The 20,491-nt window shown below is 72.1% G+C and carries 19 protein-coding genes, 5 tRNA genes, 1 pseudogene and 1 riboswitch; of the genes and pseudogenes, 14 read left to right on the top strand and 11 right to left on the bottom strand.

Annotated features, from left to right (window positions below):
• Positions 1-146 precede the first annotated feature (146 nt).
• The 4 genes from ACFV9M_RS30150 to ACFV9M_RS30135 all read right to left on the bottom strand — a co-directional run bounded on the left by ACFV9M_RS30150 (position 147) and on the right by ACFV9M_RS30135 (position 2,106).
• Positions 147-220: transfer RNA gene (locus tag ACFV9M_RS30150), tRNA-Phe, on the bottom strand.
• 24 nt (positions 221-244) lie between these two features.
• A tRNA-Asp gene (locus tag ACFV9M_RS30145) sits at positions 245-319 on the bottom strand.
• Positions 320-357: 38 nt separating this feature from the next.
• A tRNA-Glu gene (locus ACFV9M_RS30140) sits at positions 358-430 on the bottom strand.
• A gap of 80 nt (positions 431-510) precedes the next feature.
• Positions 511-2,106 (bottom strand): metallophosphoesterase, encoded by a 1,596-nt coding sequence (locus ACFV9M_RS30135; RefSeq protein ID WP_385071427.1) that lies wholly within the window; start codon positions 2,104-2,106, stop codon positions 511-513.
• Positions 2,107-2,190: 84 nt separating this feature from the next.
• Here ACFV9M_RS30135 and ACFV9M_RS30130 point away from each other — a divergent pair, with 84 nt between their 5' ends.
• The 5 genes from ACFV9M_RS30130 to ACFV9M_RS30110 all read left to right on the top strand — a co-directional run bounded on the left by ACFV9M_RS30130 (position 2,191) and on the right by ACFV9M_RS30110 (position 7,597).
• Complete coding sequence (locus tag ACFV9M_RS30130; RefSeq protein WP_003999986.1) at positions 2,191-2,541, top strand: metallopeptidase family protein; 351 nt, start codon at positions 2,191-2,193, stop codon at positions 2,539-2,541.
• Between the two features lie 85 nt (positions 2,542-2,626).
• Positions 2,627-3,160, top strand: a complete 534-nt coding sequence (locus tag ACFV9M_RS30125; RefSeq protein WP_385071424.1) for a hypothetical protein — start codon at positions 2,627-2,629, stop codon at positions 3,158-3,160.
• 324 nt (positions 3,161-3,484) lie between these two features.
• On the top strand, positions 3,485-5,737 hold the full coding sequence (locus ACFV9M_RS30120; protein WP_385071422.1) for a DEAD/DEAH box helicase: 2,253 nt from the start codon (positions 3,485-3,487) through the stop codon (positions 5,735-5,737).
• A gap of 142 nt (positions 5,738-5,879) precedes the next feature.
• Positions 5,880-7,433 (top strand): amino acid permease, encoded by a 1,554-nt coding sequence (locus ACFV9M_RS30115; RefSeq protein ID WP_385071419.1) that lies wholly within the window; start codon positions 5,880-5,882, stop codon positions 7,431-7,433.
• Positions 7,434-7,524: 91 nt separating this feature from the next.
• Positions 7,525-7,597: transfer RNA gene (locus ACFV9M_RS30110), tRNA-Lys, on the top strand.
• Between the two features lie 266 nt (positions 7,598-7,863).
• Here the strand turns inward: ACFV9M_RS30110 and ACFV9M_RS30105 are convergent.
• Together ACFV9M_RS30105 and ACFV9M_RS30100 are read right to left on the bottom strand one after the other, a co-directional pair.
• Positions 7,864-8,400 (bottom strand): annotated as a pseudogene (locus ACFV9M_RS30105) (hypothetical protein); the annotation flags it as partial.
• The gene (locus ACFV9M_RS30100) at positions 8,397-8,819 is read right to left on the bottom strand and encodes an arsenate reductase ArsC (protein ID WP_385071417.1); all 423 of its coding nucleotides are present in this window, start codon (positions 8,817-8,819) and stop codon (positions 8,397-8,399) included. The pseudogene ACFV9M_RS30105 and the gene ACFV9M_RS30100, both read right to left, overlap by 4 nt.
• A gap of 80 nt (positions 8,820-8,899) precedes the next feature.
• On the opposite strand from ACFV9M_RS30100, the gene ACFV9M_RS30095 reads away from it, so the two are divergent.
• Complete coding sequence (locus tag ACFV9M_RS30095) at positions 8,900-9,208, top strand: ArsR/SmtB family transcription factor (protein WP_385071415.1); 309 nt, start codon at positions 8,900-8,902, stop codon at positions 9,206-9,208.
• Positions 9,205-10,362, top strand: coding sequence for an ACR3 family arsenite efflux transporter (arsB, locus tag ACFV9M_RS30090; RefSeq protein WP_385071412.1), 1,158 nt, complete (start codon positions 9,205-9,207; stop codon positions 10,360-10,362). The genes ACFV9M_RS30095 and arsB overlap by 4 nt, the downstream gene beginning before the upstream one ends.
• Positions 10,363-10,429: 67 nt before the next feature.
• Here the strand turns inward: arsB and ACFV9M_RS30085 are convergent, their stop codons facing one another.
• Positions 10,430-10,807, bottom strand: coding sequence for an ArsR/SmtB family transcription factor (locus ACFV9M_RS30085; RefSeq protein ID WP_385071410.1), 378 nt, complete (start codon positions 10,805-10,807; stop codon positions 10,430-10,432).
• A gap of 199 nt (positions 10,808-11,006) precedes the next feature.
• Between ACFV9M_RS30085 and ACFV9M_RS30080 the strand changes: the two genes are divergently transcribed.
• From ACFV9M_RS30080 to ACFV9M_RS30065, 4 genes are all read left to right on the top strand, one after another.
• Positions 11,007-11,438 carry an ArsI/CadI family heavy metal resistance metalloenzyme gene (locus ACFV9M_RS30080; protein WP_385071408.1) on the top strand — a complete coding sequence of 144 codons (432 nt, stop codon included), beginning with the start codon at positions 11,007-11,009 and terminating at the stop codon, positions 11,436-11,438.
• Between the two features lie 119 nt (positions 11,439-11,557).
• Entirely contained in the window at positions 11,558-12,346 is a 789-nt protein-coding gene (locus ACFV9M_RS30075) for a DeoR/GlpR family DNA-binding transcription regulator (protein WP_385071405.1), read from the top strand.
• Positions 12,347-12,407: 61 nt separating this feature from the next.
• Positions 12,408-12,797 (top strand): DUF4406 domain-containing protein, encoded by a 390-nt coding sequence (locus ACFV9M_RS30070; protein WP_385071482.1) that lies wholly within the window; start codon positions 12,408-12,410, stop codon positions 12,795-12,797.
• Entirely contained in the window at positions 12,794-13,474 is a 681-nt protein-coding gene (locus ACFV9M_RS30065) for an NUDIX domain-containing protein (protein WP_385102571.1), read from the top strand. Before ACFV9M_RS30070 ends, ACFV9M_RS30065 begins: the two co-directional genes overlap by 4 nt.
• 34 nt (positions 13,475-13,508) lie before the next feature.
• Here ACFV9M_RS30065 and ribA read toward each other — a convergent pair whose 3' ends face one another.
• Positions 13,509-14,144: a GTP cyclohydrolase II gene (ribA, locus tag ACFV9M_RS30060; RefSeq protein ID WP_385071399.1), complete on the bottom strand. Its 636-nt coding sequence runs from the start codon at positions 14,142-14,144 to the stop codon at positions 13,509-13,511.
• 160 nt (positions 14,145-14,304) lie between these two features.
• A complete protein-coding gene (locus ACFV9M_RS30055) occupies positions 14,305-14,826 on the bottom strand; it encodes a MarR family winged helix-turn-helix transcriptional regulator (protein WP_385071396.1) in 522 nt (173 codons plus the stop codon).
• 132 nt (positions 14,827-14,958) lie between these two features.
• On the opposite strand from ACFV9M_RS30055, the gene ACFV9M_RS30050 reads away from it, so the two are divergent.
• The 3 genes from ACFV9M_RS30050 to ACFV9M_RS30040 all read left to right on the top strand — a co-directional run bounded on the left by ACFV9M_RS30050 (position 14,959) and on the right by ACFV9M_RS30040 (position 17,797).
• Positions 14,959-16,095 (top strand): dihydrofolate reductase family protein, encoded by a 1,137-nt coding sequence (locus ACFV9M_RS30050; protein ID WP_385071393.1) that lies wholly within the window; start codon positions 14,959-14,961, stop codon positions 16,093-16,095.
• 84 nt (positions 16,096-16,179) lie between these two features.
• Positions 16,180-16,253: transfer RNA gene (locus ACFV9M_RS30045), tRNA-Met, on the top strand.
• Between the two features lie 349 nt (positions 16,254-16,602).
• A riboswitch (cyclic di-AMP (ydaO/yuaA leader) is annotated at positions 16,603-16,761 on the top strand.
• A gap of 7 nt (positions 16,762-16,768) precedes the next feature.
• Complete coding sequence (locus ACFV9M_RS30040; RefSeq protein ID WP_385071391.1) at positions 16,769-17,797, top strand: M23 family metallopeptidase; 1,029 nt, start codon at positions 16,769-16,771, stop codon at positions 17,795-17,797.
• A 221-nt stretch (positions 17,798-18,018) separates the two neighbouring features.
• On the opposite strand, the gene ACFV9M_RS30035 is transcribed toward ACFV9M_RS30040, so the two are convergent.
• Both ACFV9M_RS30035 and trmB read right to left on the bottom strand, forming a co-directional pair.
• The gene (locus ACFV9M_RS30035) at positions 18,019-19,473 is read right to left on the bottom strand and encodes a PrsW family intramembrane metalloprotease (RefSeq protein ID WP_385071388.1); all 1,455 of its coding nucleotides are present in this window, start codon (positions 19,471-19,473) and stop codon (positions 18,019-18,021) included.
• 171 nt (positions 19,474-19,644) lie between these two features.
• Positions 19,645-20,448, bottom strand: a complete 804-nt coding sequence (trmB, locus tag ACFV9M_RS30030) for a tRNA (guanosine(46)-N7)-methyltransferase TrmB (protein ID WP_385071385.1) — start codon at positions 20,446-20,448, stop codon at positions 19,645-19,647.
• Positions 20,449-20,491 lie beyond the last annotated feature (43 nt).

Raw genomic sequence — 20,491 nt, 5'->3', positions numbered from 1 at the left:
TCGCCGTATGCCGAGGTGATCGCCGTATGCCGCGGTGAAGCCCGTTCGTCGAGTTGAAGCCCGTTCGTCGAGGCGATCGAACCAGGACACGAAAAAGGGCCGACACGAAAAAGGGCCCCGATCCGAAGATCGGGGCCCTTTCGCTGTGGCTGGGGCCGGGGTCGAACCGGCGACCTTCCGCTTTTCAGGCGGACGCTCGTACCAACTGAGCTACCCAGCCACGAGATTCCCAAGGGAATCTCAGCGGTCCTGACGGGATTTGAACCCGCGGCCTCCACCTTGACAGGGTGGCGAGCACTCCAAACTGCTCCACAGGACCAAGCTGTTGTGTACGACAGTGTCGCACACGATGTTGCGTGCCCCCAACGGGATTCGAACCCGTGCTACCGCCTTGAAAGGGCGGCGTCCTAGGCCGCTAGACGATGAGGGCTATCGGCCCGCCTGGGCGCTTCTCAGCGCGTCGGGGACGTGAGAAGCATATGGGATGGCGGGAGGGATCGCCAAAACGGTTTACGGAGCGGTGCCGGAGGGGGTGGGGGAAGGGGTGGCGGTGGACGTGGGGGAAGGGGTGGGAGAGGGGGTGGCTCCCGGCTGGTTCTCCTTGGGGAGGTGGCGGCTGACCTCGGCCGTCGTCAGGCCCAGGCCGCCCAGCTTGATCGCGTCCCAGGCCTGGAGGCGGCGGGTGTCGCGGTCGAAGTAGAGGATCGACGCCTCGATGGGGTCGGGGTACTTCCCTTCGACGGCGCGCAGGCCGCTGCCGCCCGTGGAGCCTTCCGTGCGCAGCCGGGTGCCTTTCTCCAGGATCTCCATGTCGGCGTGGTGGAGATGGCCGGCCAGGGCGAGGGGGACCTCGCCGTCGGTCCGGCGAGCGGCGGAGGGTTCGTGGGCGACGGCCACGTCGACGGGGGTGCCCGCGGCCCGCTGGGTACGCAGGGCGGCGGCGAGGCGGTCGCCGGCCGCTTCCTGGACGTTCTTGCCGCCCGGGGCGGTGGAGCGGTCGGGGGTGAACTGGGGGTCGCCGATGCCGGCGAAGCGCAGGCCCGCGAGGGTGACCGCGTGGCCGTCGTCGAGGACGTGGACGTTCTTCATGCCGTCGAGGTAGCGCTGGGTGAGGGCCGAGTCGTGGTTGCCGCGCACCCAGACGTACGGCGCGCCGAGGTCGGCGATGGGGTCGAGGAAGCCGTTCTCGGCCGCGGTGCCGTGGTCCATGGTGTCGCCGGAGTCGACGATGACGTCGACCTTGTACTGCTCCACGAGTGAGGCGATGATCTTCCAGCTCGCCGGGTTGAGGTGGATGTCCGAGACGTGCAGGACGCGGACCGTGGTGGGGTCGGGCTGGTAGGCGGGGAGGGTGGAGGTCGCGTCGTAGAGCTTGGTCACGTTGGTGACGAGGCGGGCGAGTTCGCGCTGGTAGACGTCGAACTCGGTGACGATGCTGCGGGCGCTGCCGACGAGGGACGGGGCGGAGGAGAGCAGGCCCGAGAAGCGGGGTTCGAGGACGGACTTGGGGTTCCAGGTGGCGTACGCGGTGGCGCCGGAGGCGGTGAGGAGGGCGAGGGCCAGGCCGCCGGCGGCGAGGGCGCGGCGGGGGCGGCGGTAGACGGCGAGGCCGAGGGCGGTCGCGCCGGTGACGACGGCGACGCAGGAGCGGGCGGCGAGGTCGAGGGTGCCGTGGCCGACGTCGCGGGCGATCTCGTCCTGGAGTCCGGAGAGGCGTTCGGGGTGGTCCACGAGGGCTTGGGCGCGGGTGGGGTCGAGCTGGTCGACGTTGACGTCCAGGCGGACGGGGGCGGTGTGGCTGTCGAGGTGGAGGGCGCCCAGGGGAGAGACGTTGATTTTGGTGCCGCCGGTGAAGGAGGGGCGCAGGGTCATCGTCGTGTTCATGGGGCCGACGGGTGCGCGGACGTCGCCGACGACCAGCAGGCCGAGCCAGGCGCCGAGGAGGACGACGGAGGTGAGGCCGAAGGCGCGGGCCCAGGGGCGGGGGCGGCCGGCGAGTTCGGGGGTCGTGCGGGGGGAGCGGCGGCGGTTTCGGCGGTGGTTTCGGCGGTTCGGGCGGTTCATGGGGTTCAGGGCGGTGGGGAGGCGGGCGCGGACGCGGACCATTGATCCCGTATGCCCAAGTGCGCCCCCGGATATGCGGGCCGTTCGTGTGTCTCGTACGGCGGTGTCGTGCCGGAGAATGAGCCTGTGCTGGAGATGACGCGCGAGGAGTTCGAGGAACTGGTCGCCGAGGCGCTGGACCGGATCCCGCCGGAGCTGACACGGCTGATGGACAACGTCGCCGTGTTCGTGGAGGACGAGCCGCCGGCGGACGATCCCGAGCTGCTCGGGCTCTACGAGGGGACTCCGCTGACGGATCGCGGCGAGTGGTACGCGGGCGTGCTGCCCGACCGGATCACGATCTACCGGGGGCCCACGCTTCGGATGTGTGAGACGCGCGAGGAGGTCGTGGAGGAGACCGAGGTGACCGTCGTGCACGAGATCGCGCATCACTTCGGGATCGACGACGCCCGGCTGCACGCGCTGGGGTACGGCTGAGCCGTGGGCGTGCGGGGCGCGTGTCCTCCTGCGGGCGGCGGGAGTTGGGGAGGTTGACTCCTGTGTCTGCTTCCGGAGGTGGCCCGTGCGCCCCTTGTACGTACCCGTTCGCCTGGCCGTCACGGTCATGGCCGTCGCCGCGGCCGCCGGTTGCATGAGCGTGGGGGACGAGGAGGGGGCCCGGGCCGAGCCGTCGCGTTCGGCGGGGCGCCAGGGGGGTGAGGCGGCGGGCGGCGGTCCCGCCGGGCCGGTCGGCGGCCACGGGTTCGGCGCGGCCGGCGGCGACGGCGGGCGCGGGCACGGCAAGGGTGACGGGAAGGTGGGGCCGGGCGGGTCGCCGGCTCCCTCGGTCTCCTCCGCGTCGCCCGGCGCGAGCGCCGCGGCCTCGCCGGGGGCGCTGCCGGGGCGGAGCGAGAAGCCGGGGGACCCGGAGCCGCCGAAGGAGCAGCCCACGCCCTCCCGGTCGGCCGATCCGGAGCCGCCGTCGTCGCCCGAGCCGCCACCGCCGTCCCCGTCGCCCGAGCCGACGGTCGCGGAGCCGTCGTCGTCGGCGCACGAGGAGCCGTTGCCGCAGTTGGTGGAACGGGAGCCGGCGCCGGAGGCGGGGTCGCCGGTGTAGGTGGCGTGGGTGTCGGGGGTTCTGGCGCCGCCGGAGGCGGGGGGTGTCGGGGCAGGGGGCGGGTGGGTGGTCGGCGGCGCGAGGGTGGGTGGCCCTTGTCCGGGGCCGTGTGTGACCCACGTCTACGGGGTTCGGTTTGCCTTCGGGGGTGGTGGGTGCGTATGGTGGTAGATCGTTTGATCCCATTTGCCCGGCGCCACCGCAGAGCGCGCCGTGTGGCGCGTACTCTCCCTTGCCGTGGCTGACCGCATTGAGGCGGTCGTATTGCGAATCACGGAGTTGACGGGCGCGTGCCGACGAGACTCCGGAAGGTTTCGCATACGCATGTCCATTTCCAGTTCTGATCACGTCGTCGTGCCCGAGAACGTCGAGGCCGCCGAGGCGGTCGAGACCGCCCAGGCCGTCGCGACCGTCGAGGCGGCCGAGCTCGTCGAGGTCGTCGAGGTAGTCGACGCCGACGAGGCGCCCCAGATGACCTTCGCGGACCTGGGTCTGCCCGAGGGCGTCGTGCGCAAGCTCGCGCAGAACGGCGTGACCACCCCCTTCCCGATCCAGGCGGCGACCATCCCGGACGCCCTGGCCGGCAAGGACATCCTCGGCCGTGGCCGCACCGGCTCCGGCAAGACCCTCTCCTTCGGACTGCCGACCCTGGCCACGCTGGCCGGCGGCCGCACCGAGAAGCACAAGCCGCGCGCGGTCATCATGACCCCGACGCGTGAGCTGGCGATGCAGGTCGCCGACGCGCTCCAGCCGTACGGTGACGTCCTCGGCCTGCGGATGAAGGTCGTCTGCGGCGGTACGTCGATGGGCAACCAGATCTACGCCCTGGAACGCGGCGTCGACGTCCTGGTCGCCACTCCCGGCCGGCTGCGCGACATCATCAACCGGGGCGCCTGCTCCCTGGAGAACGTGCAGATCGCCGTTCTCGACGAGGCCGACCAGATGTCCGACCTGGGCTTCCTGCCCGAGGTGACGGAGCTGCTGGACCAGGTCCCGGCGGGCGGTCAGCGGATGCTGTTCTCCGCGACCATGGAGAACGAGATCAAGACCCTCGTCGACCGGTACCTGAAGAACCCGGTCAGCCACGAGGTCGACGCCGCCCAGGGCGCCGTCACGACGATGTCGCACCACATCCTCATCGTGAAGCCGAAGGACAAGGCGCCGGTCACGGCCGCGATCGCCTCCCGCAAGGGCCGCACGATCATCTTCGTCCGCACCCAGCTGGGCGCCGACCGGGTCGCCGAGCAGCTGCGCGAGGCGGGCGTGAAGGCGGACGCGCTGCACGGCGGCATGACCCAGGGCGCGCGCACCCGCACCCTGGCCGACTTCAAGGACGGGTACGTCAACGTCCTGGTCGCGACGGACGTCGCCGCGCGCGGCATCCACGTCGACGGCATCGACCTGGTCCTGAACGTGGATCCGGCCGGTGACCACAAGGACTACCTGCACCGCGCCGGCCGTACGGCGCGCGCCGGCCGTACGGGCACGGTCGTCTCCCTGTCCCTGCCGCACCAGCGCCGGCAGATCTTCCGCCTGATGGAGGACGCCGGCGTCGACGCCGGGCGTCACATCATCCAGGGCGGTGCGGCCTTCGACCCGGAGGTCGCCGAGATCACCGGTGCCCGGTCGATGACCGAGGTCCAGGCCGAGTCGGCGGGCAACGCCGCGCAGCAGGCCGAGCGTGAGGTCGCCCAGCTCACCAAGGAGCTGGAGCGTGCGCAGCGCCGTGCGGCCGAGCTGCGGGAGGAGGCCGACCGGCTGGTCGCCCGGGTCGCCCGTGAGCGGGGCGAGGACCCCGAGGCGGCGGTGGCCGTGGCGCAGGCGGCTGCCGTGGAGGCCGTAGAGGCGCCGGTGGTGGCCGAGGTCTCGGTGCCGGAGCAGCCGGCCGCGCGGGACATCGACCGGGGTGACCGGGGTGACCGGGGCGGTCGTGAGGAGCGGGCGGCGGCTTCGTCGTCGTACGAGCGGCGGGAGCGGCGGCCCTTCGAGCGGGACCGGGAGCGTTCCTTCGAGCGTCGGGACGACCGCGGCGGGTTCCGTCGGGACGACCGCGGTGACCGTGGCGACCGCGGTGACCGTGGTGGCTTCAACCGTGACCGTGACCGGGACCGTGACCGTGGTTTCGGCCGGGACCGTGACGACCGGGGCGGCCGTTCGTTCGAGCGTCGTGACGACCGTCGTCCGTTCGACCGGGACCGTGACCGGGACCGGGACCGTGACCGCGGTGGGCGTGGTTTCGAGCGTCGTGACGACCGGGCGGGCCGTTCGTTCGAGCGTCGTGACGACCGTCGTCCGTTCGACCGGGACCGGGACCGTGACGGTGGGCGCGGCTTCAACCGTGACGACCGCGGTGGCCGTCCGTTCGAGCGCCGTGACGACCGCGGTGGCTTCCGCGGCCGTGACGAGCGCGCCGGTCACCGGGGCAGCGACCGTCCGTTCAACCGTGAACGCCGGGACGACCGCCCGGGCTTCCGCGCCGGTGGCCACGACCGTCCCAACGGCCGTCGTGACGACCACCGCGGCGGCGGTTCCTTCGGGCGCCGCGAGGACAAGCCGCGCTGGAAGCGCAACGGCTGACCGCAGCGGCCCGTGTGAGTGAACGCCGTGGCCCCCACCGACTCTTCGGTGGGGGCCACGGCGTTTTCCCGTGCGGGGCGGGGCCTGCTTCCGGTCAGGTTGTGGCGTGTGTCACGCCCCCGGTGGGGGAATTGCTGGGGGCATGACAGATGACGTCAGAGCGGGTGGCCCGTCCGACGAGGAACGGCTGGCCCAGCTCGGTTACACCCAGGTCCTCGCCCGCCGCATGTCGGCGTTCTCCAACTACGCGGTCTCGTTCACGATCATCTCGGTCCTGTCCGGCTGTCTGACGCTGTACCTGTTCGGCATGAACACCGGCGGCCCGGCGGTGATCACCTGGGGCTGGATCGCCGTCGGCCTGATGACCCTCTTCGTCGGGATGTCGATGGCCGAGATCTGCTCGGCGTACCCGACCTCGGCCGGCCTGTACTTCTGGGCCCACCGCCTGGCTCCCCCGCGGACGGCCGCGGCCTGGGCCTGGTTCACGGGCTGGTTCAACGTGCTCGGCCAGGTGGCCGTGACGGCCGGCATCGACTTCGGGGCCGCCTCCTTCCTCGGCGCCTACCTGAATCTCCAGTTCGGCTTCGAGGTGACGCCCGGCCGGACGATCCTGCTCTTCGCGGGCATCCTGGTGCTGCACGGCCTGCTCAACACCTTCGGCGTGCGCTTCGTCGCCCTGCTGAACAGCGTGAGTGTGTGGTGGCACGTGATCGGCGTGGCGGTCATCGTCGGCGCGCTCGCCGTCGTCCCCGACCGCCACCGGTCGGCGTCCTTCGTCTTCGGTGAGTTCGTCGACAACACGGGCTGGGGCAGTGGCGCGTACGTCGTCCTGCTCGGCCTCCTCATGGCCCAGTACACCTTCACCGGCTACGACGCCTCCGCCCACATGACCGAGGAGACCCGCGACGCGTCGACGGCCGGGCCGAAGGGCATCGTCCGGTCCATCTGGACGTCGTGGATCGCCGGCTTCGTCCTCCTCCTCGGCTTCACCTTCGCCATCCAGTCCTACGAGGGTGCCCTCACCTCCCCGACCGGCGCACCGCCCGCCCAGATCCTCCTCGACGCGCTCGGCGCGACGGCGGGCAAACTGCTGCTGCTCGTGGTGATCGGCGCGCAGCTCTTCTGCGGCATGGCCTCCGTGACGGCCAACAGCCGCATGATCTACGCCTTCTCCCGCGATGGCGCCCTGCCCTTCTCCCGCATCTGGCGCACCGTCGACCCCGTCACCCGCACGCCCGTCGCGGCGGTCTGGCTGGCGGCCGGCGGCGCCCTGCTCCTCGGCCTGCCGTACCTGATCAACGTGACGGCGTACGCGGCGGTCACCTCGATCGCCGTGATCGGCCTCTACATCGCCTACGTCATCCCCACGCTGCTGCGGCTGCGCAAGGGCGACGCCTTCGACCGGGGGCCCTGGCACCTGGGCCGGTGGTCCCGGGCCGTGGGGGTGGTGTCGGTGGCCTGGGTGGCCGTCATCACCGTCCTGTTCATGCTGCCCCAGGTCTCGCCGGTCACCTGGGAGACCTTCAACTACGCCCCCGTCGCCGTCCTCGTCGTCCTCGGCTTCGCCGCCGCCTGGTGGATCGCCTCCGCCCGGCACTGGTTCCTGCGGTCCGACGACCCCACCGACCCGGCCGTCGACACGGCCGCCGGCGAGGCCGCCGGAGCGCGGTCGGTGGCCGAAACGACGGATCCGTGACCTTTCTCCGCCTCCGGCAGGGCCGTGTGTCCCCGATACCCGATCGGAGACACGGTCTCCTCCGGCTATGCTCAGGGTGGCAACATCGCCTGGGCCCTTAGCTCAATTGGCAGAGCAGTGGACTTTTAATCCATTGGTTGTGGGTTCGAGTCCCACAGGGCCTACCGGACCCCTCGGGGTCGGAACCCTCGTTGACCTGCGTCGACGGGGGTTCCGTCGTTCCGGCGGTCTGCTCGGCGGCTGGATTCTCGGCTGAGGTGGTCACCAAGTGGTCACGCTGGCCCGCTGCTGGCCCGTCCGGCGCGGTCCTGCGGGCGCGCGGTACGAGGGCCGAGGCGCGGTCCGCAGCGTCCCGCCCGACTCCGCCGAGCAGGTGCGAGTACGTGTCCGACGTGATCGAAATGGAACTGTGGCCGAGCCGCTTGGACACGATCGCGAGGTCGACGCCGGCGGCCAGCATGAGCGACGCCTGGCCGTGGCGCAGGTCGTGCAGCCGCACCCGACGCAGTCGCCGGCGCTGCTCGTCGGGAAGGTGCGCGTCGTCGTCGAACCGGACCTCGTCGACCAGGGAGCCGAACAGCTTGGTGACGTCGTCGGGGCGCAGGGGCTTCCCGTCCTCGCGGGCGAACACGAGTCCGTGATCGGCGTACGCCTCGCCCCACTGCTGCCGTTCGGTCTGCTGTCGTAGCTGATGGGCGAGCAGGGCGCCGACGGTGCCCTCGTCGAGGTCGACGACGCGGTCCTCGCCGGACGCGGTCTTGGGCTTGCCGAAGGAGACGCCGAGGTGTCCGGCCTCGCAGTAGGGTCCTACGGACGGTGGTCGGGGGTACGGCCTCCGACCCGCCGCGTGGCGCCCGGGTCGGCTTCGGCGGACCCGGGCGCCGCTTCGTCTTCCAGGGCGCCCGCCGCACTGACGCGGGTCATGCCTCCGATGCGCGGCTGACGCCTTCCGCGCCGGGCGGGTCACGCCCCCGGTCGGGCGTCGATCTCGGCGATCAGGGTCTCGACGCGGCTCCTGATCTCGTCCCGGATGGGGCGCACGGCCTCGACACCCCGGCCCGCCGGGTCCTCCAGGGCCCAGTCGAGGTACGTCCTGCCGGGGAAGACCGGGCAGGCGTCGCCGCAGCCCATGGTGATGACGTAGTCGGACGCCCGAACGGCCTCGGTGGTCAGGATCTTCGGCTCGGCGCCGGCGATGTCGACGCCCACCTCCCGCATGGCCTCGACCGCGGCCGGGTTGACCCGGTCGCCCGGCAGGGAGCCGGCGGAGCGCACCTCGACCCGGTCGCCCGCGAGGTGGGAGAGGAACCCGGCGGCCATCTGCGACCGCCCGGCATTGTGGACGCAGACGAAGAGCACGGAGGCGATCGGGCGGCTGGAGGGCATGGGTTCTTCCTTCACGCGGCGGATCGGATCGGATCAGCGTGGGCTGGTATCAGTCAGGACTGATGTGAAAGTATCAGTCCATGAAGACGCCGGTCGACACTGATCTGATGCGGGTCCTGGCGGACCCGCTCCGCCTCCGGATCGTCACCCTGCTCGCCCGGGAGACGCTCTGCACCACGCACCTGATCGAGGAGACCGGCGCGAGGCAGACCAACCTCTCCAACCATCTGCGCGTACTGCGCGAGGCCGGGGTCGTGGAGACGGAGCCGTGCGGCCGGTACACCTACTACCGGCTGGTCCCGGACGTCATCGCCGGTCTCGCCGGCCGGTTCGCCGATCTGGCCGAGTCCGCCCGCGCCGCCGCCGGCACCAAGAGGGCCTGCCTGTGAGCCGGGCCGATACGCCGGCGTCCGCTGGACCGGCGGGGTCCGCCGGACCGGCCGGGTCCACCGGGACGTCGGCGTCCACCGCCTCCGTCGTCGCGAAGCTGTCGACGCTCGACCGTTTCCTCGCCGTCTGGATCCTCGTCGCCATGGCGGTGGGCCTCGGACTGGGCAGGGTCGTTCCCGGACTGGACGACGCCCTGGCCGCGGTCGAGATCGGCGGTGTCTCCCTGCCGATCGCCGTCGGCCTGCTGGTCATGATGTACCCGGTCCTGGCCAAGGTCCGCTACGACAGGCTCGACGCCGTCACCGGCGACAGACGGCTCATGGCCGCGTCGTTGGCCGTCAACTGGATCGTCGGGCCCGCGGTGATGTTCGCGCTGGCCTGGATCTTCCTGCCGGACCTGCCCGAGTACCGCACCGGCCTGATCGTCGTCGGCCTCGCCCGCTGCATCGCCATGGTCGTCATCTGGAACGACCTCGCCTGCGGCGACCGTGAGGCGGCGGCCGTCCTCGTGGCGCTCAACTCGGTCTTCCAGGTGGTGGCGTTCGGCCTGCTGGGCTGGTTCTACCTCGACCTGCTGCCCGGCCTGCTGCGTCTGGGCGACGGCCAGCACCTCGCCGTCCCGCTGTGGAAGATCGCCGTCAACGTGGTCGTCTTCCTGGGCGTCCCGCTGCTCGCCGGGTTCCTGACCCGCCGCCTCGGCGAGCGGAGGCTGGGCCGCGAGCGGTACGAGGCGGGCTTCCTGCCCAGGATCGGTCCGTGGGCCCTGTACGGCCTGCTGTTCACGATCGTCGTCCTGTTCGCCCTCCAGGGCAGGACGATCACCTCGCGTCCGCTGGACGTGGCCCGCATCGCCCTGCCGCTGCTGGTCTACTTCGCGGTGATGTGGTTCGGCACGTTCGGCCTGGGCAAGGCGATCGGTCTCGCCTACGACCGCACCGCGACCCTCGCCTTCACCGCGGCCGGCAACAACTTCGAGCTGGCCATCGCGGTCGCCATCGCCACCTACGGGGTGACCAGCGGCCAGGCGCTGTCCGGGGTGGTCGGCCCGCTGATCGAGGTCCCCGTCCTGGTGGCGCTGGTGTACGTGTCCCTGGCCTGGCGGCGCGGGTTCGGCGCCGACCGGCAGCAGACGACGGCGCCACGGGAGGGCTGAGGCGCCGCGCCGCACCGGCCCGGAATCCGGGCGGCCGCGGCGCCGCCCGACCCGGCTCCCGACGCGCTCAGCCGGCGGCCGGTCCGACGGTCAGCAGCCTGCCCATCGCCGCCAGGACCGACGGCTCGACGCGGTAGTAGACCCACGTCCCGCGCCGCTCGGAGCTGAGCAGCCCCGCGTCCTTGAGCTTCTTCAGGTGGTGGGAGACGGTCGGCTGGGAGACCCCGACGTCGGAGATGTCGCACACGCACGCCTCACCGCCCTCGTGCGAGGCCACGGCGGAGAACAGCCGTAGCCGGACCGGGTCGCCGAGCGCCCTGAACATCCGCGCGGCCGTCTCGGCCTCGTCCGCGGTGAACGGGCGCTCGGTGAGCGGCGGACAGCAGGGCGCCCCGGCCCCGTCGGCGGCGGGCTCCAGCAGCGGCAGCACCTTGGTGTTCGACATGCGTCTATGTTGACATGCGTCGAACCAAGGAGGGTGGGGGCGGGGTGACGGGATCAGCGGCCCGCAAAGGCTGCTTGATTAGATAAGCATCTATATTGACACTCGTCGATTCAGGTGCCACGCTGGCCCTGTGCTCGTACATCGATGAATGTCGAATCGTCGACGGAAGCGATGAATCACCCCTCACGGGAGGTACGTCATGTCCCGCGTGCAACTCGCCCTTCGCGTCCCGGACCTGCACGCGTCCGTGGCCTTCTACAGCACCCTGTTCGGCACCCCGCCCGCCAAGCTCCGCGACGGCTACGCCAACTTCGCCGTCGCCGACCCCCCGCTCAAGCTCGTCCTCGTCGAAGGAACGGCGGGTGAGCCGACCCGCATGGACCACCTCGGCGTCGAGGTCGACAGCACCGAGGCCGTCCACACCGCCACCACCCGCCTGAACGACGCCGGCCTCACCACCGACGTCGAGACCGACACGTCCTGCTGCTACGCCCTCCAGGACAAGGTCTGGATCCACGGCCCCGGCCGCGAACCCTGGGAGGTGTACGTCGTCAAGGCCGACACCGACACCCTGACCAGGGAGCCGGACGGTATCTGCTGCACGGGCCCGGCGCGGGCGCACGGCGCGTAGCCGGCGCCCGTCGTCCGCTCGGCCCCCTTCGTTCCGCACGTCCCGCGCGCTTCCGCTCGCCTCACCCACTTCGAACATGGCAATGTTCATTCGCTCAAGCGTGTGGTAGAAATGCCGTCATGAGTGTCGCCCACCGTCTCGATCTGACCCTCCGCCTCGTCCAGGGAGCCGAAAGCCGCGTCTCCGTGGCCGAGTTGGCCCGGCGGCTCGGGGTGTCCGAGATGACCGTGCGCAGGGATCTCGACGCGCTGGAGAAGCAGGGGCTGGTGCGGCGGGTGCACGGTGGGGCCGTTGCCGGGCGGGCGCGTGAGGAGGGGGGCGGGTTCGAGGCGCGGGAGGGGTGGCAGACCGCCACCAAGGACCGGCTCGGGGCGGCCGTCGCCGGCCTGGTGGAGCCGGGGGCGCGGGTGCTGCTCGACGCCGGGACCACCACCGTGCACGTCGCCGAACACCTCGCCGCGCGCGGGCCGTTGACGGTCGCCGTGCTCAGTGTGCAGGCGGCGGTGCGGCTCGCCGACCGGCCGGGGATCGACCTGCTGGTCGTCGGCGGGCGGTCACGGCCGGGGGAGCGGTCCCTCGTGGGGCCGTTGGCGCTGCGCACGCTGGAGTCGCTGGCGTTCGACGTGTTCGTGATGTCCATCGGCGGGGTGCACGCCGAGCACGGCTGGTCCGAGTTCTCCCTGGACGACGCGGCCGTCAAGCAGGCGGGACTCGCCCAGGCCGGCCGCACGGTCGCCGTGGCCGACGCGACCAAGCTCGGCGTCCGCGCGTTCAGCCAGGTCGCCCCGCTCGACGCCGTGCACACCTTCGTCACCGACGCCGCCGCGGCCGACCCCGCCACCCACCCCGGCGGCCCGCAGACCCTGGACGCCCTGCGCGAGGCGGGCGTCGAGACGCTGCTCGTCTGAACCGTCCGAGCCCGTCCCGCAAACCCAGCCGAGGAAGTGAGCCGTGCCCCGTCCACCCCTGATGATCCTCGTCGCCGGCCCGTACCGTTCGGGAACCGGCGACGACCCCGCCCAGCTCGCCGCGAACGTACGGGCCATGAACGAGGCCGCCCTCACCCTCTTCCGCGCCGGGCACCTGCCCGTCACGGGTGAGGCGCTCGCGCTGCCGCTGCTGGAGACGGCCGGCAGCACCGGCCCCGACGACCCGCTCTTCGCGGAGCTGTTCCACCCCGTCGCCGAGCGCCTCCTCGACCGCTGCGACGCCGTCCTGCGCATCGGCGGGCCCTCCGAGGGCGCCGACCGGATGGTGGCCCGGGCCCGGGCGCGGGGCAAGGACGTGTACACCGGGATCGCCGACATCCCGTGCGGCGACCTGGCCTGCGCCGACCTCCCCTCCGGCGGCGGACGGTGACCGGGGACGTGCGTCCGGGCCGGCCGGGCATCGACATCCCCGACCCCCGCGGCCGTACCGGTCTCGACCGCCACGGCCGCGACCTGACCGGCAACCCCCGCGTCCGCGTCCTCGACGTCGAGGTCCTCGCCTGCGACTGGTCGGTGCTGCGCCGCACCACCTTCGACTACCGGCACGGCGACGGCCACTGGAGCCGCGAGCGGCGCGAGACCTACGACCGGGGCGACGGCGCGACGATCCTGCTCTACGACCCCGCACGCCGTACGGTCCTGCTGACCCGTCAGTTCCGGCTGCCCGCCTACGTCAACGGGCACCCCGACGGCATGCTGCTGGAGACCGCGGCCGGGCTGCTGGACGGCGACGAGCCGCGGGAGGCGATCCGCCGCGAGGCGCAGGAGGAGACCGGACGGACCGTCCACGAGGTCGAGCACGTCTTCGACGCCTACATGAGCCCCGGCTCCGTCACCGAACGCCTGAGTTTCTTCGCCGCGCCCTACGACGGGTCCACGCCCGGCGCGGACACCGCCGGGGTGGCCGAGGAGGGCGAGGACATCACCGTCGTGGAACTGCCCTTCGACGAGGCGCTCGAGGCGATCCGCACCGGCGCCGTCGCCGACGCCAAGACGATCATGCTGCTCCAGTGGGCCGCGCTCGACGGGCCCTTCGCCCGCCGGTGAGTACGGAGCGCGTGGCGGCTCGGGGCCGGCCGCGTCAGCCCACGCCGAGTCCCGTGAGGTCCGCCAGCGGCAGCGTGTGCTGCGTCTGGAGCACCTTCGCGCGCAGATAGCGGACGTTGTGCGGGGTGGTGAAGACGCCCGTCGGCACGCGGTCGTGGACGTCGATGCCCAGCGCGCGCAGCTGGCCGGCCTTGTCGGGGTTGTTGGACAGCAGGTCGAGGGCCGTGATGTCCAGGGCCCGCAGCATCTGGGCGGCGGCCGTGTAGTCCCGGCCGTCCTCCGGCAGGCCCAGGGCGGCGTTCGCCTCGTAGGTGTCCAGGCCCTGGTCCTGGAGGGCGTAGGCGTCGAGCTTGTTGTACAGGCCGATGCCGCGGCCCTCCTGGCGGAGGTAGAGCAGGACGCCTCCCCGCTCGGCTATGCGTTCGACCGCCTCGCGCAGCTGGGGGCCGCAGTCGCAGCGGGCCGAGCCGAGGACGTCGCCGGTCAGGCACTCGGAGTGCAACCGGACGAGCGGGCGGGGGCCGGGCTCGCCGAGGACGACGGCCAGGTGTTCCCGGCCGTCGGTCAGACCGTGGAAGGTGACCAGGTCGGCGTCGACCGCGTAGCCGTCGTGGAAGCGCAGCGGTACCCGGACGCGGGCACGCGGGGTGGCGGCGGGGGTGTCGGGCATGCGGGTTCTCCGGGTCGGGGGGCGGGGGCGGGGGCGCGGGCAGTGCACGGTCCCTCCGCCGCACATCTGCCATACGCCCACTGCTTCAGGTTTGAAGCAGTTGGGTGGTCGGGACCCTACCTCATGCTTGAAAGTTGAAGCAATGATGTCGGTGGGCGGCTCAGCGGCCGTCGGGACAGGGCGACGAGCGGCGCCGCCACGGCAGATCCTCGGGCGCGGTCTCGCCGCCGCCCTCCTGGAGCCCCTTCGCCACCCGCGTGAAGATCTCCTCCAGTTGCCCCACCTGCTCCGGCGTGAGCCGGTCGAAGAGGGCGGCGCGCACCGTGTCGACGTGACCCGGCGCCGTCCGCTCCAGCACCGTCATGCCCTCCTGGGTGAGGGCCGCGACGCTCCCGCGCTTGTCGCCACGGCACTCCTCGCGCCGCACCAGGCCGTCCTTCTCCAGCCGCGCCACCGCATACGTCAGCCTGCTCCGCGTGATCTTCAGCTTCTCCGCCAGACCGGTCATGCGCAGCCGCCGCTGCGGAGCCTCGGAGAGGTGGGCGAGGATCGAGTAGTACAGGTGGGGCATGCCGGCCTCCTGCTGGAGCTGCCGGTCGATCGCGTCCTCCAGGAGGAGGTATCCGGCGACGTACGCGCGCCATGCGCGCTGCTCCTCGGGAGTGAGCCAGCGGGTCGTCATGCTTCCAGTGTAGGTTTGTTTCAAAGTTGAACCAAGAACCAGGAGTCGCGGGCCTCCTGCCGCCGCGCCCCCGCCGCGCCAGGACCCCGCCGCGCCAAGACCCCGTCGCCCGTCCCCGGAGAGGCCGCGCCGATGCCGTACCCGTACGTCCTGCTGTCCGCAGCCGTCTCCCTCGACGGCTACCTCGACGACACCGGCCCCGACCGCCTGCTGCTCTCCGGCCCCGCCGACTTCGACCGGGTCGACGAGGTGCGGGCCTCCGTGGACGCGATCCTGATCGGCGCGGGCACCCTCCGCGCCGACAACCCCCGGCTCCTGGTCAACGCGCCCGCGCGCCGGGCCGCGCGCCGGGCGGCCGGCAGGCCGGAGTACCCCCTGAAGGTCATGGTCAGCGGCTCCGGAGAACTGGACCCGGCGGCGCTGTTCTGGCACACCGGTGGCGAGAAGGCCGTGTACACCACCGACCTGGGCGCCGAGCGCGCCCGCTCACTCGGCCTCGCCGCCGACGTCGTACCCCTCGGCCCCCACCTCGACTGGCGCCGGCTGCTGGAACACCTCCACGACGTCCGGGGCGTACGACGGCTCATGGTCGAGGGCGGCGGAACCATCCACAGCCAGCTCCTCCAGGAGGGCCTCGCCGACGAACTCCAGCTCGTCCTGGCGCCCCTCTTCGTGGGCGACCCGGACGCGCCCCGGCTCTTCGGGCCCGGCGGCTACCAGGGCGGACGGCTGCGACTCGTCGAGACACGGCGCCTCGACGACGTCGTCCTGATGCGCTACGAGCCCACCGCGCCCGGCTCCGGCCCGCTCCCCACCGCCGCCGACCGGCACTGGCTGGCCCTCGCCTGCGAGCTGGCCGCCGCCTGCCCGCCGTCGCGGACCGCGTTCAGCGTCGGCGCGGTGGTGGTGGCCGCGGACGGGGCGGAGCTGGCCCGCGGCCACTCCCGCGAGGCCGGCGACCCCGTCGTCCACGCCGAGGAGGCCGCCCTCGCGAAGATCGACCCCGCCGACCCCCGCCTGGCCACGGCCACCGTCTACAGCAGCCTCGAACCCTGCGCCCACCGCTCCTCCCGCCCGACCCCCTGCGCCCGCCTCGTCCTCGCCGCGGGCGTCCGCAGGGTGGTGACGGCCTGGCGCGAACCGGACACCTTCGTGACCGGCGCCGACGGCACCGGCCTGCTGACGGCCGCGGGCGTCGACGTCGCCGTCCTGGCCGAGTACGAGGAACGGGCCATGGCGCCCAACCTGCATCTGCTGCAGGGCAGTTGATACGGGCCGGGCCCCGTGCGAGCCACCCCCCGGGAGCGTGTGTGCGTCGGGCCCCGCGGATGGCGTACACTGGTGTCATAACGACGCGGGGTGGAGCAGCTCGGTAGCTCGCTGGGCTCATAACCCAGAGGTCGCAGGTTCAAATCCTGTCCCCGCTACTGAAGGCCGAGGGCCGGAATCCTGATCACAGGGTTCCGGCCCTCGGTGTGTTGCACCGTCGCGGCGTCGGCGCCCGGCCTCCGAGGCCCCGAAGCCTCCGGGACCATCCCTTACGGAACGTGAGCGGACGAGCGCCCTGCGCATAACAACTGAGTCACCATCACAAAAGCCGTGGTGGGTGCGGCGCGTTCGACACGGGGTCAACTCGCCCAGATTTCATCGATCCTGAGGCAAAAGTCCAGGCCATGAATGTTGTTGATCAAGAGGAACGGCTTGGAAACCCAGCCCCGGGTCTATTAACGTTCGATAACGCAGCGCGGTCGTCCCAGCCGTCACAAGAGGCGGCTCCGTGCGCACGCGCCGAATCCCGTAAGGGAACCGGGGAACCACCACCTTGGGGTGAATCACGCGGAGCCGCCGTGAGGTAACGGCCGGTATACGCGCGTAGGAGACCTTCCCGCTCCGAACCCGTCAGCTAACCCGGTAGGCGACGGAAGGAAAGGAGTACGCCCGCGTGGCGTCCAACCCGCCTGCCCCAGAAGCCCCGATCGCGCCCGGCCAGCCCTTCGGCTACGGCGGCTACCGCACCGACGAGGGCCCCTGGGAGGAGTGGAACCCCACCGCGGATTCCATTCGCCCGGTCCGCGGCCGGCACCGCGTCGCGAAGCAGCGCGGCGGACTCGCCCGCAGCTCCACCGTTCTCGGCGTCGGCGTCATAGCCGCCGTCGGCGCGGGCGGCATGGCCAGCGCCAACACGGGCAAGCCCCCGGTCTCCATCTCCATGCCGGACCTCCCCTCCGTGGGTTCCCTGATCTCGGACGACGACACCCCCGAGGAGTCCACGTCCGCGTCCGCCCTCAGCACCTTCGGCACCACGGTCGCCGACGAGGACAGCGGCGACAGTGCCGCCGACGCCGGAGAGGCGCTGCGCAGCCGGATCATGGCGCAGGCCGAGTCCCAGCAGACCCAACTCGAGACCAAGGCGCAGGCCGCCGCCGAGGCCGCCGCCGCCAAGGCCGAGGCAGACGCGGCCGCCAAGGCGGAGAAGGAGGCGGAGGCCAAGGCCGCCGCCGCGAAGAAGAAGGCCGCCGAGGAGGCCGCGAAGAAGGCCGAGGCCGAGCGCCTCGCCGAGCTCGCCAAGCAGTACACACTGCCGACGTCCTCGTACACCATCACCTCGACGTTCGGCCAGGCCGGCGCCTACTGGTCCTCCGGGTACCACACGGGCCTCGACTTCGCCGCCCCCACCGGCACCCTGATCAAGGCCGTGCACAGCGGCACCATCACCTCGGCGGGCTGGGACGGGTCCTACGGGTACAAGACCGTGCTCACCCTCGACGACGGCACCGAACTCTGGTTCGCCCACCAGTCCTCCATCAGCGTCAGCGTCGGCCAGAAGGTCTCCACCGGCGACGTGATCGGCCGCGTCGGCGCCACCGGCAACGTCACGGGCGCCCACCTCCACCTGGAGGTCCACCCGGGCGGCAGCAGCTCGGGCGTCGACCCCGCGGCCTGGCTCCGGGACAAGGGGCTCAACCCCTGAGATCCCGTACTGCCTGAGTCTTCCGGGGGCCGGTGAGGTGGCTTCCCGGATGTTCGCCAGGACTTGGCCGGAGGCGTGGTATACGCGCCTCCGGCCAAGTCGTTGGAGTTGGAGTTGGCGTTGGAGTTGGCATGCAGCGTGACCGGCAAATGACTGGCGCATGACTGGCAACGTCTTCGGCCGGACCGCCGACTCCGAGGGGCGTCCTTACGTGGTGTCCCTCACGGCCGGGGGCCGTGCCCCGGGTACGGCCCCGGTCCCGTCGGGTACCCGTAACCGCCTTGTCCGTAACCGCCTTGTCCGTGACCGGAGGGCCCCTGGCCGGAGGGTCCCTGGCCGGGATGGCCGTAGCCGGGATGGCCGTAGCCGGGATGACCGTGTCCGTGGACCCCGTACACCGGCCACGGCGGCACGGCCAACGGGACCGGGGGAGCCGTCATACGGGCCGCATGCTCCAGGGCGGGGCGGGCGACATCCCTGCGCCGCCAGAGTTCGTTGAGCAGTTCCCGCTCCCGTACGACGAAGTCGGCGCCGGCCCGGCCGAGGCGCCCACGGTGCCGTAGGAACGCGAGGGAGGTCGCGTACGCCTCGTACCTCGCCACCTCGCGCGCGGCGGGCTTGCCCAGGTACCGGCGGGCGTGGTCGCGGGCCAGCCGCCGGGCGCGCATCGAGCCGAGCGCGTACGGCTCCCCCGGGGTGAGCCACCCCGCGGCGGCGTAGGCGGGCAGCTCCTCGCGGACGGTGCCCAGTTCCCGTTGGCGGGTCCACACCACCAGCCAGGTCAGCACCGCGAACGCCGGCACCATGAACACCCCGTACACCGCGAAGAAGCCCCACTCGCCGAAGGACGCCGAGCCGTTCCAGAGGGCGTGCATGAGCATGGCGAGCAGCAGGCCGGCCGGCGGGAGCAGGACCCGGCGTGCGCGCCGGCGTTCCCCGGAGAGGGCGGCGATGCCGAAGCCGATGCCGGTCAGGACCGTGAACAGGGGGTGCGCGAACGGGGACATGATGACGCGCACGAAGAAGGTCGCGGCGGTGACGGAGGCGATACCGCCGTCACCGGCGAGCTGGTCGGTGCCGAAGGCGTTGCCGAGGTAGAGGATGTTCTCGGTGAACGCGAAGCCGGTCCCGGTGACGCCGGCGATGACGACTCCGTCGACCAGCCCGGTGAAGTCCCGCCGGCGGAAGAGGAAGACGAGGAGGACGGCGGCCGCCTTGGCGGACTCCTCCACGACCGGGGCGACGATCGTCGCGCCCAGGGTGTCCGCGCCCGCGGGGTCGGCGGTCGCCGTGGCTATCCAGCGGGTGGCGAAGCTGTTGGCGACGATCGCTATCAACGCCGCCGCGCAGGCCCCCCACGCGAACGCGAACACCAGGTTCCGCCAGGGGCCGGGCTCGACCCGGTCGAGCCAGCGGAAGACGGCTATGAGGAGCGGGACGGGGAGCACGGCCAGTCCCAGCCCCACCAGGAACCCCTGGGTGCCCGTCTGTTCGCGGACCAGGGCGAGGATCACCAGTCCCGACAGGGTGAGCAGGGTGATCAGGGCGCCGTAGCGCACCCAGGTGTGCTGCCACCAGTGTGCGTGCCGGATCCCACCGCCCTCCGGCACCGCGCCGGACTGCGGCGGCTGCGGGGGCTGTGGCGGGTGCGGCGGATACGGAGGGCTGGTGGCCACGGCATCGACCCTAACGAGGGAGAGGACGGCGGTGGAGGGGGTCGGGGGGTGGAGGCATCGGCATGAGCGTGAACGTGGGCGTGAATGTGGGCGTGGGCGTGGGGGGCGGTGTGGGCCGGGGACGATGACCGGGGCGGGGCGGGGCGGGACGGGGCGGGGCGGGCGCTCGGGTCAGCCGTGCTGTACGCGACGGAACAGCAGATCGTGCACCACATGCCCCTTGTCCAGGCCCTGTCCCTCGAAACGGGTGAGCGGCCGGAACCCGGGCCGGGGCGCGAAGCCGCCGTCGGCCTGAGTGTTCTCGAAGTCGGGGTGCGCGGTGAGCACCTCCAGCATCTGCTCGGCGTACGGCTCCCAGTCGGTCGCGCAGTGCAGCAGCGCGCCGGGCCTCAGGCGGGTCGCGGCCAGGGTGAGGAACTCCGGCTGGATGAGGCGCCGCTTGTGGTGGCGCTTCTTGGGCCAGGGGTCGGGGAAGTACACGCGCAGGCCGTCCAGGGAGTCCGGGGAGAGCATCTCGCGCAGCAGGATGATCGCGTCGCCGTTGCCGACCCGGATGTTGGTGAGGCTGTTGTGGTCGGCGAGGTTGAGGAGGTTCCCCTGGCCGGGCGTGTGGACGTCGACGGCGAGGAGGTTGGTGCCGGGGGCGCCGGCCGCCATCTGCGCGGTGGCCTCGCCCATGCCGAAGCCGATCTCCAGGACGACGGGGTGGTCGTTCCCGAACAGTTCGGTGAGGTCGACGGGGTGGCCGTCGATGTCGAGCCCCCATTTCGGCCAGAGCCGTTGCAGCGCGTCGGCCTGTCCCGTGGTCACCCGGCTGCGGCGGGGCTGGAAGCTGCGGATCCGCCGCTCGAAGTGAGAGCCGGCGGGGTCGGCCTTGGGGCCGTCCGGGAAGCGGGGCTCGCCCTTGGCGCGGGTGCGGCGGAGGGACTCGCCGGGGGCGGGTCGGGAGTCGGGGGTGTTCAGGGAGTCAGACACAGTGGGCCGATTTTACGTGCGTGGGTGGACGGGGTTCCTGCCC

The sequence above is a fragment of the Streptomyces sp. NPDC059895 genome (assembly GCF_042731035.1).
Lineage (GTDB): Bacteria > Actinomycetota > Actinomycetes > Streptomycetales > Streptomycetaceae > Streptomyces.
Note: the sequence above shows the minus strand (reverse complement) of the source record. Positions and strands in the feature narration are given on the sequence as shown.

Coding starts and splice junctions, on each gene's coding strand:
- ribA (WP_385071399.1), bottom strand. CDS start 14,144: ATGCCCGACACCCCCGCCGCCACCCCGCGTGCCCGCGTCCGGGTACCG.
- ACFV9M_RS30080 (WP_385071408.1), top strand. CDS start 11,007: ATGTCCCGCGTGCAACTCGCCCTTCGCGTCCCGGACCTGCACGCGTCC.
- ACFV9M_RS30135 (WP_385071427.1), bottom strand. CDS start 2,106: ATGGTCCGCGTCCGCGCCCGCCTCCCCACCGCCCTGAACCCCATGAAC.
- ACFV9M_RS30120 (WP_385071422.1), top strand. CDS start 3,485: ATGTCCATTTCCAGTTCTGATCACGTCGTCGTGCCCGAGAACGTCGAG.
- ACFV9M_RS30050 (WP_385071393.1), top strand. CDS start 14,959: ATGCCGTACCCGTACGTCCTGCTGTCCGCAGCCGTCTCCCTCGACGGC.
- ACFV9M_RS30075 (WP_385071405.1), top strand. CDS start 11,558: ATGAGTGTCGCCCACCGTCTCGATCTGACCCTCCGCCTCGTCCAGGGA.
- ACFV9M_RS30100 (WP_385071417.1), bottom strand. CDS start 8,819: ATGCCCTCCAGCCGCCCGATCGCCTCCGTGCTCTTCGTCTGCGTCCAC.
- ACFV9M_RS30055 (WP_385071396.1), bottom strand. CDS start 14,826: ATGACGACCCGCTGGCTCACTCCCGAGGAGCAGCGCGCATGGCGCGCG.
- ACFV9M_RS30115 (WP_385071419.1), top strand. CDS start 5,880: ATGACAGATGACGTCAGAGCGGGTGGCCCGTCCGACGAGGAACGGCTG.
- ACFV9M_RS30085 (WP_385071410.1), bottom strand. CDS start 10,807: ATGTCGAACACCAAGGTGCTGCCGCTGCTGGAGCCCGCCGCCGACGGG.
- ACFV9M_RS30070 (WP_385071482.1), top strand. CDS start 12,408: ATGATCCTCGTCGCCGGCCCGTACCGTTCGGGAACCGGCGACGACCCC.
- ACFV9M_RS30095 (WP_385071415.1), top strand. CDS start 8,900: ATGAAGACGCCGGTCGACACTGATCTGATGCGGGTCCTGGCGGACCCG.